The following is a 14,212-nucleotide window of genomic DNA, read 5'->3' on the forward strand; positions in this document are numbered from 1 at the left end:
CTCGATCATCCCCTTGATGGACGGAGAATGGCCACAAGCTGCGGGAATCCTTAGGATGAGGCCAAGGCGAGCGGTGACGCCAAATGTTTTGGTGAGGAGTCGGCCAAAATATTGGATCCGCCGCGGAAGCGCCATAGCTTTCCGACTGGGGTAAAAACCGACGTTGTCACTCTGCCGCAGCGATTAAGTATTTCGACAATAAACGCAGAGGTTGACAAGGTAGCTACTGGACCGTTCCCCTTCCTTTATGCATGACTGCCATCGAGGGGACTGGGATATGAGTGAAACCGTTTTCAATTCTGACAATGCTTCCGAGCAATCCATTTTTCAGAGCAGCTTATCCGTCGAAGCTAAGATCGAGAGAGCGCGCACTGAACTTCTGGACCTGTCAGCGCGAAACCGTCTCTTGAACGTCCCGCGTTTTTCGCGAAGTGCGAAGACAATCGATATCGTGGACGAGCAATCTTCCGAGATATTCAGAATTCTCGTCACGGAAGGGAAGGCTATGACCTTTCTCGCAGGGGCGAAGGGACGAGATCCCAAGGAAGGCGAAGGGGCGGAAGAACTAATTGAACTTGCTCTTCCGGATGACGACGACCGGGACGATAGCGGACGACTTGTTCGGCACGGTGACACCAAGCTTCAGACCCGGATGACGCCAAACGCGCTTCAAAAGCGCCTCCTTGACCTCTACTTCGACGCCCGTACTCTGGAAGAGGAACAGGGTGTCAACATCCTCTATCTGGGGCTCGGTACGCTAAAGTGGATTGATCCCAACAACGCCGAGAACATCCGTTACGCGCCACTCATCCTAATTCCGGTGGCGCTGGAACGAGCCAGTGCTGCGGAGCGATTCAAGCTACGGGCACGGTCCGAGGACTTCGCATCCAATCTTTCGCTCGAAGCCTTCCTTGATCGTATCCATAAGATTCGCATGCCGGACTTCGAAGCGTCCGATGACTTTTCCTTCGAGCGCTATGCCGAACAGGTTGGTGCTGCCGTTTCGATCAAGCCGGATTGGTCGGTACAACCGAATGATATTGTCCTCGGCTTCTTCTCTTTCGCGAAATTCCTGATGTATCGCGACCTGGATCCGGGCCTCTGGCCCATGGATGGCAAATTTACGGACCGGCCGCTCATAACCTCGCTCGTATCCAAGGGCTTCTCCCGCACCGACGACCTGCTGCCTGACGATGCCAGGATCGATGAGTACATCTCTCCAAACGAGATGATCCATATCGTCGATGCGGATAGTTCCCAAACCATCGCGATCCACGAAGCAAGGCGAGGGCGGGATCTCGTCATCCAAGGCCCGCCTGGAACCGGGAAATCACAGACGATCGCCAACATCATCGCGTCTGCGGTGGCGGATGGAAAGACCGTGTTGTTCGTCGCCGAGAAGATGGCGGCACTCGAGGTGGTCAAGCGCCGACTCGATCAGGCAGGCGTCGGCGACGCGTGCCTTGAACTGCATTCGAACAAGGCCAACAAAAGGGCGATCCTGGCGGAACTGCAGCATGTCTGGGAATTGGGAGCGCCCCAGGGGGAAGCCGCCGCCGCCCTGGATCGCCGACTTGTCGAGGCAAGAGACAGCCTGAACGCCCATCCTGCTCGGCTTCATCAAGTGTATCTTCCATACGCGCTGTCCCCGTATCAGGTCATGGGTCACCTGTCGCGCTTGAGGCGCTTGGGAATGCCTCCCTCGGATATCGAGCTTGCGGATTCCAACTCGTGGGCTCCCGAGTTCCGGGAACGCGTTGTCGCCATCCTTTCGGAGCTTGCCCAGCGGATCGAGGACATCGGTCTGCCTTCGCAGCACGCCTGGCATGGTGTGGGCGTGACGGGCATTACTCCGCTTGATCTGGAGCGGCTGACGAAGAGGTTGTCGGATGCGTCGTCGGATCTTTCGAAGCTGACTGCTTCCATGAGGGACGTGACCGATGTGCTCCATCTTGAGCCTGCGGTATCGGTTTCGGGATTCAAGGACGACCTCGTGCTAGCGGAGCGTGTCGCGAGCTGCCCGGAAGGTCTATCGCCCGAGGCGTTGGCGAACCCTGTCTGGGAAACTTCGCTCGGAGATATCGCCAGCGTGATCCGCGATGGTGCGGAATTCCGGCGCCTTTCCGAGCAGGTCAGGGCGCAGATGCTTGACGATGCGTGGGAGACGGATCCGCAGCCTCTTCTGACATCGTTTCGCAGGGTGCCGGGATCATTCCCGCAGTCCGGATTTGCGACACTCGCGCAGTTGGACAGCCTGCTGCCGAGGTTCCTGAACGCTGCTGCCGCACTGAAGACGATGCTGGGCGTGAATGCATCGGCAACGCTGGGATCCATTGGCCGATTGGTCACGATCGGCGAGCGCGTTGCGGATGCTCCCGATGCGAGCCCTGATGCCTTCGTCGCGGCAATATGGGAGCGGGGCCTCGATCAGGCCAGCGATCTCGCCGAGGCGGTCGCCACCTATCGTCTGGTGACGGCGGATCTTTCCGGCAAGATCGCCAACCAGGCATGGGATATCGATCTGGTCCCGGCCCGGACCGCAGTCGCGATGCACGGGCACAAGTTCCTGAAGTTCCTCAGCGGGGACTGGCGAAAGGCGAAGGCTCTTCTGAAGACCGTCATGTCCGAGACGCCGCCGGACGAAACGGTGCGATTGCTGGACGCTCTCCAGAAGGGCAAGGAAGCTAGATCTGTCATCAAGGATGGCGACAGTCTGGGGCGTGCGGCGTTCGGTGCCGACTGGCGCGGCGAACGATCCGATCCGAAGCCGCTTGAGAGCCTGGTGCTCTGGATGAGGAGCCTCCGGGGTGTAGGCGCCGAAGCGAGGATTATAGCAAGCAGGTTGACCGACAAGTCTTCCGTGGCCGCGCGTTGCGAGCAGGTTCGGACGCTGCTTGAGGAGACGCGGAGGCTGTTGCTTTCGCTGTGGAGCGATCTGTGCGACGAGACGGAAGCATTGTTCCCCAATGCTATCGGTCCGGATGAGATTGTACTGACGCAGGCGGCCGCGGTTATCAAAGAGATTGCGGGCGCTGACCGCGCATTCTCGCCCCTTGTCCGCACATTGCCCGATGATGCCGGAGGCCGAATTGCTGTCATCGAGCGGCTTGCGGCCGCCCAGGCTCGCAGAAGCTCCATTGATGCGTCAGCCGATATCGGCCGAGCGGCATTCGGGGATCTTTGGAAGGATTCGTTGTCCGAGTGGCAGGAACTGTCCGTCATCTGTGACTGGATATCGCGGAATGGCGACATCCGGATTCTTGCTTCTCATGTCGCCGATCGTGTGGGGGTGGCCGAGAAGGCACGGCATGCTGCGGCTCAAGGAGACGCATTCGCAGCCACCATGTCGGAAATCCTTCAGTTCCTGAAGGCGGATCTGGATGTACTCTTTAAAACGAGCGATGTGGCCGGCGCGCCATTGTCCGAGATCGAGGGCAAGCTGATCCGTTGGGTCGAAAACGAGGAGCAGCTCTCGAAGTTTGCCGCCTATAATGGCCGTGCAGGCGATGCCGCGAACATGGGGGTTGGCGCCGTTGTCGAACGTCTCGAGGACGGCCGCATTTCCACGTCCGATATCATTTCTCATTTCGAAATGGCGTTCTACGAAAAGATCCTGCGTCATCAGCATGCCCAGGATCCTGAACTCGCCCGTTTCGATGGCGAGGTGCATGGCAGACTGGTCGGTGAGTTCGCATCGCTCGACCGTAGCCGCATGAGCCTGTCTCGCCTGGAAGTCGTGCGGGCGCATCACCGGAAAATCCCTTCGATCAGTGGAATCGGACCTGTCGGCGTCCTTCGTGCGGAGATGGCGCGGCGCCGCGGCCACATGCCCATCCGGCAACTCATGCAGCGGGCTTCGCCCGCGATCCAGGCCTTGAAGCCAGTGTTCATGATGAGCCCGCTGTCGATCGCGCAATTCCTTCCGCCGGGCGTTCTCGAATTCGATCTCCTTGTCATGGACGAAGCGAGTCAGATTCAGCCTGTCGATGCGCTCGGCGCCGTCGCCCGTGCGAAGCAGGTTGTCGTCGTTGGCGACGAACGCCAGCTACCTCCGACGAAGTTCTTCTCGAAAATGACCTCCGGAGCGACCGAGGACGACGATGATCACGAAGGCGCACAGGTCTCCGATATAGAGAGCATCCTCGGCCTCTTCTCGGCGCGCGGTCTGCCGGAGCGCATGCTGCGCTGGCACTACCGCAGCCGTCACCAGTCGCTGATCGCCGTCTCGAATTCGCAATTCTACGACAGCAAGCTGTTCATCGTGCCGAGCCCATACACGCAGGAAGCTGGAATGGGGCTGCGTTTCCACCATGTGCCGGGCGGAGTGTTCGAGGACGGCGTGAACAAGGTGGAGGCCAAGGTCGTTGCCGAGGCGATCATCCGCCACGCCCTGCATTCGCCGCATCTTTCGCTGGGCGTTGCCGCGTTCTCGATCAAGCAGCGGCGCGAGATCCAGGACCAACTGGAACTGCTGCGCCGTCTCAATCCTCAGACCGAGGAATTCTTCCACTCTCATCCCAACGAACCGTTCTTCGTGAAGAACCTCGAAAACGTCCAGGGCGACGAGCGCGACGTGATCCTGATTTCCGTGGCTTATGCAAAGAATGCCCAAGGCTACATGGGCATGCGTTTCGGGCCCTTGGGTGCCGAAGGAGGTGAGCGTCGCCTCAATGTCCTGATCAGTCGAGCGAAGCGCCGCTGCGAGGTCTACGCCTCCATCACCGACGAGGACATCGATCTCGAACGCGGCAAGGGGAAAGGCGTGTTTGCCTTCAAGCTCTTCCTTCATTACGCGCGGACAGGGCGGCTTTCGATGTCACAGCGCTCTGACCGGGCGATGGACAGCGTGTTCGAGGAGCAGGTTATGGCGGCCCTTCAGGAGAGGGGATACCAGGTCCATCCGCAGGTTGGCATTGCCGGGTTCTTCATCGATCTCGCCGTGGCGGATGAGGTGGTCCCCGGCCGCTACCTTGTCGGGATCGAATGCGACGGTGCATCCTATCATGACTCCCGCTCGGCGCGTGACCGTGACCGGCTTCGTCAGGCGGTCCTGGAGGATCATGGATGGACGATCCATCGAATTTGGTCCGCCGACTGGTTCCAGCGACCTAAGGCCGAACTTGATCGCCTGATTGCCGCCATCGAACAGGCCAAGACGAGTGCTTTGTCTGGAGCCGATCACACGCGTGCATCTTCTCGGGCAGTTCCGGTGGAAGTCGTGACAATCGAACGCGCCACCGTGACGGAGATCGGTCTCCAGCCGGTATCGACGGATGCAGATGGCTCGAACCTTTACGAGGAGGCTTCGCTGAAGCCAAATATCGTGGGCGAGCTTCATGAAGTTTCGACAGGGACGCTGGTCAAGTTGATCAAGGAGACAGTGGAGGTCGAAGGTCCCGTGCATAGGGACGAGGTAGTGGCCCGAATCCGGACTGCGTGGGGGCTCCAGCGGGCAGGGAGCCGGATCGATGCCCATGTCGGTAATGCTATCCGTGTCGCCGTGAACGCAGGTGAGATTCTTCGCTCGGGAGATTTCCTCCTGTGGCCGGGCGCCGTGGTCCGCATGCGCGACCGTAGCATGGTAACCTCGTCCGGGCTGCGCAGGATCGACATGATCCCGCCGATGGAGATCGATGAGGGGCTTACCTCGATCATCGAGACGAGCTTCGGCGCAACCGAGGATGAAGCTGTCAATGCCATTGCGCGGGGACTGGGATTCCGCGCCACCAGCAGTCAGTTGAGAGATTTCATCGTGTCCCGCATCGAGCTGCTGAAAGCGCAAGGGACCCTGCAGGTTCGTGATGGAATGCTCACCTTGGGATCGGCGACTGCTTCCGCATGATGATTTTCTCCGGAGCGAGCGAACGCTCCCCGGTCTGCCGTGGTCCTTGGTGTGTTCTCGTGGTCGGCGCCATTCTTTTGCACGCAACGAGCCTCCAGGCCGCTAACACCCCCTGCAGTGGGAGGAAGGGCGGTATCGCAGGTTGCCGCGGCGATACGTTCATCTGCAACGACGGCTCGGTGAGCGCCAGCAAGAAATCATGCACCGCCGTGATGGGCGGTGCCATGCGACTGACGGGCGGCACATCGCAGTCGATGGTCCCGGCGGCAGACGAGGAGTGCCTGTGTCGTTCAGGATCATTTTGCACAGGGCCTCGTGGCGGGCGGTTCTGCTACACCGACAGCGGTTCGAAGAGCTACCTTCGCAAATGAGTTCGTTGAATTCCTTCGTTCGGAGAGTTTAGGTTGCCTTGTAGTGAAGGACTGACGATGAATATGTTTGCGCGGATTGTTATGGCAGGAGTCCTTGCGGTCGCCGCGGTAGTGGGTGCTGCCGCCGAGGAACCGAAATCGTCCGGAACAGGATTCGCCGTTACCGCGGACGGCTGGCTCATGACGAACGCCCATGTCGTAGATGGCTGCGACCGTGTGGAGGTGAAGGGCAGTGGGGTCGCGACCGATCCAAGGATAGATGCGACCAACGATCTAGCATTGATCAAGGTGAACGCAGACACGCCGATGGTTCCTCTCACCTTCAGGCACGCACCTATCCGCCTTGGCGAGGACATCGTCGCCATCGGCTATCCCCTCGCGGATCTGCTGGCCGATTCCGTGAAGATCACCACCGGAAACGTAAACGCGCTCGCTGGTCTCCGGAACGACACACGCTACATCCAGATTTCGACACCGATCCAGCCCGGCAATTCCGGCGGCCCCGTTGTGGATCGCGACGGTTTCCTGCTGGGGATCACGAGCGCTACCTTCTCAAAACAGGCTGCCGATCAGATCGGGATCACGGCACAGAACGTCAACTTCGCCATTCGTGCGTCCGTGGCCGATCTCTTCATGCAGTCCCAGAACCTCCCGAGCCAGTCCGGAGATCGACAGGACGGACAGCCCACGCTTTCAACTGCGGATCTCGCGGACAAGGTCACGCCGTCCGTCTATCAAGTCCTGTGCTACGGGAAACCCGAAATCGAGGCCTCGTCCCAGAAGCAGGAGACGGTGACTTCGCTTCCCCGATCCTCTGTTTCGACGGTCCTGCTGGACGCCCGCGGTTACGATGCCATTGGCTTCGATTATGCCACGCTGAAGGATGTGACCTTTCAGGGCTGCCGGGCGGCCTGCGAGAGCGACGGCCAGTGCAAGGCAGTGACCTACAATGCGAAGCATCGGTTCTGCTTCCTGAAGGACAATGTCGTTGCGCTGATCCGGAACGCCGATGCGGTCGCTGCCTATTCGGCCTCGAAAGCGTCGGACGTGATCATGTCCGACTTCACGAGTTATTCGGGAATGGATATTCCCGGCGGCGACTACAAGCGGATAAAGCAGACGAACTATCTGGAGTGTTTCGTCTCCTGTATCGGCGACAATGCCTGCCGTGCCTTTGCCTACGTCTCCAAGAAGAGGGAATGCTGGTTGAAGAACGCGCTCGGTCGACCGAGGACAGCGAAGGGTGTCGATCTCGGAGTGAAGTAGTCAATCTTCCTGCTAAGATACCTTTTCCGACCGTTGGCTCGGATATTCTGTTCCGCTGGATCTGCCGCGATGCTCGCTCAATGACAGCGAGGCGCTATTAGTCTCATTTCTCGTTTAACCGTCGATGCGGCTACGTGACTGCTTCCATCGTTCTGGGACCTTAATATGATAGTGGAACGATTGGGGTTGGGGGGGAGATATGGGTAATCCACAAAATTTCAGCATCGACGTTCCTCGTAGATGCCAGATACTTCTTGAACAGCTTTGGCCTTTAGTCTCGAACAAGGCAGATGGACGGCTGCTCCCGCTGAACGCATCATTCCTTCTGGCGATCTCAACGCCAATGGTGAACTTGCCCATCGAGAGGATATGGAAGCCGCAGAAGGGTAGAGCGGTTGGCCATCTCAATGACGCTGTCCTCGATGCGTCGTTAGCAAAGGCAGTGAAGGCGGATATCGGTCAGAGCACTGTCGCCAAGGCACCATTCTATAACGCGGGCGCGTGGCGATATCACTATTTGCCAAAGGGTGCGGCATTGCCCGACCTCTCCAAGCAAGGTCTACCGACGGACATTCAACAAGCTCTTGCTGCCGACCCCGCGCTGACCGCCGCCGGCGCGCTCGCCACGGAAACATTCTGCAACATTCTGCGAAACGGGTTGGCTCACGGAGGTGTCCTTTACCTCGACAGCCGCGGCCAAACGACGGAAGGGGCGCCGGTTACGAGGTTCTGCTTTGTTAGTACAAAGCAGAAAAATCAGGCCGTCGTGGGCCTCCATTTTCTTCAGATCACGATGAAAGATTATCGCGCGTTCCTCGGAAAGTGGGTCGGCTGGCTTCATGGCGCGACATCCAAGCCTATTCCGAAGGAGGCATAATAATGGCGAACTACTACCCAGCGAGCTCTACAGCTCGTCCAATATTTATAGAGGAAATCAAGCGCGTGGTGCGATAAAAAGAATCAACTAATAGTATAGCCGAACAAGGGGGCATTATGGCCGACGATGTGCCAGCGCCGCGCGACATTCATCTGCTAACTATCGACGCTTTGCTCGCTGATCTCATTGGTGGGCGTGCTGTGGCTCTCGGCGGTGGTGACGAACTCGCAATGTCGTCAGATGACGCGCGGGCGGTCCTCGACTGGTATCGGCAAAATCGCGGCAGGTGGCAGGCGAATCTTTCGGCCGGAGATACCGAGGCGATTATAGACTTGATAGGCACGCCGCCGCCGACTGTTGAAGCAATGGTCGAGGCAGGTGGCACCCACGCCATCAAGGTATTGCGACTTGTAAAAGTCGAGGCGCACCGCTTCGCAGGGTTACACGCCTATGGCCGACCGAGTGCGCCTCCAGCATCTTTCGTCTTCGAACCCGGAAAGCCCGTGACGTTGCTGGAAGGCGTGAACGGTTCGGGCAAAACGTCGGTCGCGAACGCAATTGTCTGGTGCTTGACTGGCCACCTCATCCGATCGCAGCGGCCACCTGAAGAAGGGCCGCTGGATTTTGCATGCGAAATTGCCCGAGACGATGGCACGACCACGACGCATCCCATGTCGACGATCACGCCGTTGCCACCCAAATCGGCCGAGCTTCCCGCAGATGGTCAGCCGATCCCCGCAGATACCTGGGTCGAACTGACACTCTCGGATTCGAGCGGCACGCTATTGCCGCCGCTTCGTCGCTCACAAGCCCGTAATGCTCGCGGTAAGATCAACGAAACCGCACCCGATCTGGATGCTACGGGTATCGACCCCATCGCATGGAGAATCGCCACGACTATGCCGGCGTTGCTGCCGTTCCTTTCGGTCGGTTCAACATCACAGTTGGGCGAGGCAGTCGCGCGACTGACTGGCCTAGCTGATCTCGTAGATCTTGCGCGGCACGCGGAAAAGATGGCTGGCCGCGTTGCCAAGACCGCGGTGCCCGAGCTTGAGAAACAGAGAGTAGAGATCGCGGGTCGCTATCAGCAAGCGGTCGGCGACCTTGCCGCGATTCTCATCGAGACACCGAGTATCGCATTTGATGGCGACCCGCCGACGGTAGATGCTGAAGGGGCTGAAGAACGAATCGCTGAAATCGCGCAGCATTTTGTCGAACTCAAAGCCAAGGCCCTGAGCGAAGCGCAGGAGGTGCTCGGCACAGGGTTCGATCCGGAGAATAAGCAGGCCCGTGACGACCTGGAAGCCAGCATTCGCCCGGCAATCGAAGGGCTGAAGGTCATAGGTGAGTTGCCGTCGATTGCCCGCCTCTCCGCGCTAAAGGTGGATGCTACCGAGGTCGCCAAAGTCGTTACGTTGCTGGCGCAAGTGGAGGCTGAAGCCACGACGCTGTCGACGCTGGCTGCGAATCCGGATCGGGCGCGTCGTGCCCAACTCTATGCCAGGGTATCGGCGTGGATGCACGACCATGCCCATGTCGACGACGGCACTTGCCCCGTTTGCATCGGACAACTTGACGGCGCGTGCGATCCGGTAACAGGTTCGCCCGTTACCCATCATCTCACCGAGGCAGCACGCGACCGAGAGGTGATCGCCCGGACGATCGCCGAGTGGTCGGCTTATTGGTGCGGGCGCCTCCTTCAGGAACTCCCGCCGGCGATAAGTGGCGAAGTGCGCAATGACCTGCCCATGTCTCCTGCCGCGCTGCTTCGAGATGGCTTGGTTGATGATCTTTTCGCAACAGAACCGTTCCGTGGCACCTTAGCGACGCTACGCAGTGATGCAGTCGCGTTGATCGATGCACGAATCTCCGCACTTCCAGAATTTCCAGAACCAGCCGTCCGATCGCTGCCTGTTGCTTTGCAGGCGGCCTCCGCCCGACTGCAGCAGATGATCGATCGAGCCGTGCGGGCATTGGCTTTCGCCGAGTGGCGGGGCCAGAACAGAATGGCACTGACAGCCTTTGTGCATACGGTGCGACGCGGCGACGATGGAGATGCAGACGCAGGTCGGGCGATCGGCAGGCGGCTGACCTCGCTTCTTAGGATTGTGGAAGGTGTTGCCCCGCTGAACTCAGCGAACGAACAGGTTCGCCGTATGGAAGTTGCGCGCAAAGACCATGAGGCCAAGAAGGGGCGTATTGCGGCTTGCGCACGCGCGGTCACCGCGCTCAACCTTCTCGTTCCGCTCGGCGGTTTGGCCCAAACACAGGTCGACACGTTACGCCGCAAACTTCATAATCGGTCAGAGCATTGGCGCCGCGCGATCTATCGCAATGCGACGACCTTTGCGCCCGACCTCACCCGCACAGATATGAACGCGCGAGGTGTGCTGGACCTTAAGGTCGGCCGCGAGGGTGTCACCGCGCCGGCACAGCACATCTCTAACGCTTCAGCCCTACGCGGCGCGCTATTCGGCTTCTTTCTCGCGTTCCGGGAACATGTACTTTCAACGCGCGGCGGACTTTCGTTGCTCATTCTCGATGATCCGCAGGAACTGCTCGATCACGACAACCGTCAGAGACTCGCACATGGGCTTGCTGCAGTTGCCGAGGCTGGCGCACAATTGCTCGTCACTACTCATGACCGTCGTTTCGCCCGTTCGCTCGTTGCGGAGAATCGCGCGGCTGATCGAGTCCAGCATCTTTCTGTTCATGCGGTCAACAGCGTCCATCCAACTCTGAGCCTGTCGCCGACCATCGAGGAGGTCGACCGGCGCCGGCAGGCGTTTATCAACAATCTCGATTCAGCGGTCGCGGCACAGGATTATGCAGCAGACCTACGCGTCTTCATCGAAGCGCGTCTTGGCGATTTGTTCGATGATTTGGCAGAACCAGCCCACGCGACATCGACACAGGCGCTCACGCTCTTCCCTTTGCTTGATCGACTGCGCGCGCTGATAACCAGTGGCAGCGGTGAGTTATTCTCCAATCTGGTACTGCGGCGTTTCATCGACGATCCTGGGCTGGTTGACGGGGCAGCACCTCGGCGCATCCTCAACAAGGCCCATCACAACGAACGGGCATCCATCACATATGTCGATGTCAAAGACGTCGAACCAGCATTCGTTCGCCTGCGAACCGGGATCGAGAAGGTGCATGAGCAGTTCCGCCTGCATCGCTGGCGTGAACCGCTCGCACCGACCAATGCCTCGGAGACCAACGTCGCGTCGCTGCCGATGATGGCGCGGCCGACATTTTCGGTGCCGATCTGCCCTGACATTGCAGCCTTCTCTCGCTCAGTCTCGGCTGGCGGCTCACAGGACATTGCGACCGAACAACTCAACGGCGAATGGTTCGACGGAAAGGCTTTATTTTATGTTCGTGGTGAGACACTGGGCTTCGCAATCCCGTCGGGCACAGTCGCCATTGTGGAGGCAGAACCCTATCCCGGTCGTGACAGAAACCTCGTGATTGCGCGGCATCAGGGTAACGTGCTAGCGCGACGGCTACTCAAGGCACCCGGTTCGCTCGGAATCTCACTTGCTGCGCAAACGCCTGATCCCCGAACTCCGCGTCCGACGATGACCTACGACGAGAGTAAGGTTCGATTATTCCGCATCGTCGGTGCCATTTTCAGCGATATGGCTCCGCCATCTGGTGGTGGCGAAGCGACCGCGATCGACACCGTACAAGAACTCGGCCAGATCGAGGTCGCTTACCTTGTACGCGAAGACAGTGCTGTGCCACTCGCACTACCCGGCCAGGTCATTCTAGGCGGTGCCGAGCTGAACCCTCGCGAACTCAACACATGGGAAGGCAAGCTCGTCGCCGTCACGCTTGCCGATGGGACCAGCATCTTCAAACGCGTCGGCGCGAGCCTTTCCGGCAGCCTCGCTCACCTTCGTCAGTTCGAGACGATCGGCGGTCTTGGGGCATCGATGGTGGTGGCCACAGAGGTGTCGGACGGGGCCGCCAGCGTGCCAGCGATGGTCTCCGCTCGCCGGGTTTTGGGAGTGCTCTATGACCAAGCATGAAGTACTGACACCTTCTAGGTTTGCCCAACGATCTGTTCGCAATCACCACCCAAAGTGTCAGCTTAGGACAGAGTGAGATACGAACAGACCTTCCACTTTCGGCCTCATATCGGGCACGCGTTTCGCGTGGAGCGCCTCGTTTCTTCCAGCGCGAGGTCGATTAGATGCTGGAACGAAATTGTTTTCCGCCAATGCGGGAGTTATCTAGCTGAATTTACAAGTCTCCATGCAGTCAGGCCCCCGCAACCAAATCTATACACAAAACCCCCGCTACACCTCATGTAACGGGGGTTTTGTGTTTCTGGGCCTGGGATACGCGGGATTTTCGAGACGCCGGGTTGCCTCTCGATATGTCCACCTCTCTTTCAGGGGGCCTGAGCGGTTGAACAGTCGCGCGCCGGCGGCACGCGCGCTCGTTTCAGTGCAGATCGGGCCGAGCTTGCCAACCAGACGCGGGCAGGTTGCGGCCAACCGCTCAAGCGATGTGTTCTCCTTGACCCGGACATGGGCGACGCAAATTGCTCCCTCCGGGCCCCAGGCCGCTTCGAAACTCTGCTCGGGGGAAAGCGCCGGGATCTGGGTCTCGTGGATGTCGTAGAGGTCGATATTCATTCCGTTACGCGTGGTCGCCTCCCCCAAGCCGCAATAGTCGGCTCGAACCATGCGGATGCAGGCATTGTACAGTTCCGTCATTGGCCGGCCGTCCGGCTGGGCGAGCCAGGGTGCATAACCGAAGCGCGCGCATTTGCCTTGTGCGCCGGCCGTGCAGACGATCTCGAACGCGCCGGGTTCCGCCGCGAGCAGCATGCCCGCGGGGTCAGTGCGGCCGGCGATGGGGAAGCCCTCGCGCGTGCCGTCCGGCGCAACCTGGCAGAACGGCTCGCCTGTCGCATCGTCGCGGAAGTCGTGAAGCAGCCTGCGGCCGGTCGGATCGGTCGGGTCAGGCCGAATGCCGGCGACGCGCACGCGGATGCGCTGCTCGCCCGCGGCATAGACCAGCACCATGCCCGTCAACGCCTCGCGTTCGCGGATGGAACCATCGGCCAGCGTCACCCGGAACGCGCCCTCGTGCGCTTCGATCGCGGTGACCTGGCGTCCTTGCGCGAGGGCCGCACCGGCAAGCAGCATGATGGCGAGGATGAGCAGGCGCATGGGGACCTCGACGATTTGCCGGATGTTCTGGCTAATGCTGGCCACGATGAAAACGCCTTTGCTCCTCGCGATGACGGGAAGGAGACAGAAAGCGCTGAAGGCGGAAGGCCTCAATCGGCCAGTTCCACCTCGATCAGCGAGAGCGTCTCGGCTTCGACGGTGCCGCGGACGGAAGTACCCTGCCAGGAGCGGCCGTTGAGAGCCAGGCCGTTCTTCATGAAACCATTGAGGACGAGGCCGTTGATGGAGATGCCGTTGGGTTGGGTGCGCAACCGCACTGCTTCGGCAGGCGTGGTGAAGATGCCGGCAATGATGGCGGCGATGGCAATGGCGACAAAAGATTTATTCACTGCAGGTCTCCAATATTCGGATTGGGTGGGGTTATTCTGCTGACCCAAATAGATATGGTCCGTGATTGCCCGATTTGGAACTATCGTTTAACTATTGTTCCATAGCCCCAGCCTTGGGTGTTTCGTGCGAAAAGAGTGTCAACCATAGGCAGGAGGCACAGTATGGAACTTGATCAGGCTCGTTATTTCATTGCCACAGCCGAGCATCTCAACTTCACGCGCGCGGCGGAGGCTTGCAATATCTCTCAGCCCTCGCTCACCGTCGCGATCAAGAAGCTCGAAGACGAATTCGACGGGGCACTGTTTCATCGCGAAGGGAA

Annotated in this window: 7 protein-coding genes; 5 read left to right on the plus strand and 2 right to left on the minus strand. The window is 59.4% G+C overall.

Features of this window, described 5'->3' with window-relative positions:
- The first annotated feature begins 277 nt into the window (after nucleotides 1-277).
- The 4 genes from ACSQ3I_RS27600 to ACSQ3I_RS27615 all read left to right on the plus strand — a co-directional run bounded on the left by ACSQ3I_RS27600 (nucleotide 278) and on the right by ACSQ3I_RS27615 (nucleotide 12,390).
- On the plus strand, nucleotides 278-5,842 hold the full coding sequence (locus ACSQ3I_RS27600; RefSeq protein ID WP_436004318.1) for a DUF3320 domain-containing protein: 5,565 nt from the start codon (nucleotides 278-280) through the stop codon (nucleotides 5,840-5,842).
- A 452-nt stretch (nucleotides 5,843-6,294) separates the two neighbouring features.
- Nucleotides 6,295-7,479, plus strand: a complete 1,185-nt coding sequence (locus ACSQ3I_RS27605; RefSeq protein ID WP_436004329.1) for a trypsin-like peptidase domain-containing protein — start codon at nucleotides 6,295-6,297, stop codon at nucleotides 7,477-7,479.
- A gap of 199 nt (nucleotides 7,480-7,678) precedes the next feature.
- Nucleotides 7,679-8,356 carry a hypothetical protein gene (locus ACSQ3I_RS27610; protein ID WP_436004321.1) on the plus strand — a complete coding sequence of 226 codons (678 nt, stop codon included), beginning with the start codon at nucleotides 7,679-7,681 and terminating at the stop codon, nucleotides 8,354-8,356.
- Between the two features lie 116 nt (nucleotides 8,357-8,472).
- On the plus strand, nucleotides 8,473-12,390 hold the full coding sequence (locus ACSQ3I_RS27615) for an AAA family ATPase (RefSeq protein WP_436004323.1): 3,918 nt from the start codon (nucleotides 8,473-8,475) through the stop codon (nucleotides 12,388-12,390).
- Nucleotides 12,391-12,660: 270 nt separating this feature from the next.
- Here ACSQ3I_RS27615 and ACSQ3I_RS27620 read toward each other — a convergent pair whose 3' ends face one another.
- Entirely contained in the window at nucleotides 12,661-13,587 is a 927-nt protein-coding gene (locus ACSQ3I_RS27620) for an ADYC domain-containing protein (RefSeq protein ID WP_436004325.1), read from the minus strand.
- A 65-nt stretch (nucleotides 13,588-13,652) separates the two neighbouring features.
- On the minus strand, nucleotides 13,653-13,892 hold the full coding sequence (locus ACSQ3I_RS27625) for a hypothetical protein (protein WP_436004327.1): 240 nt from the start codon (nucleotides 13,890-13,892) through the stop codon (nucleotides 13,653-13,655).
- Between the two features lie 162 nt (nucleotides 13,893-14,054).
- Between ACSQ3I_RS27625 and ACSQ3I_RS27630 the strand changes: the two genes are divergently transcribed.
- Nucleotides 14,055-14,212, plus strand: a 158-nt coding sequence (locus ACSQ3I_RS27630) for a LysR family transcriptional regulator (protein WP_436004331.1), incomplete at its 3' end; no start/stop codon positions are given.

Origin of the sequence: Rhizobium sp. LjRoot30 (assembly GCF_964253915.1) — a bacterium.
Lineage (GTDB): Bacteria > Pseudomonadota > Alphaproteobacteria > Rhizobiales > Rhizobiaceae > Metarhizobium.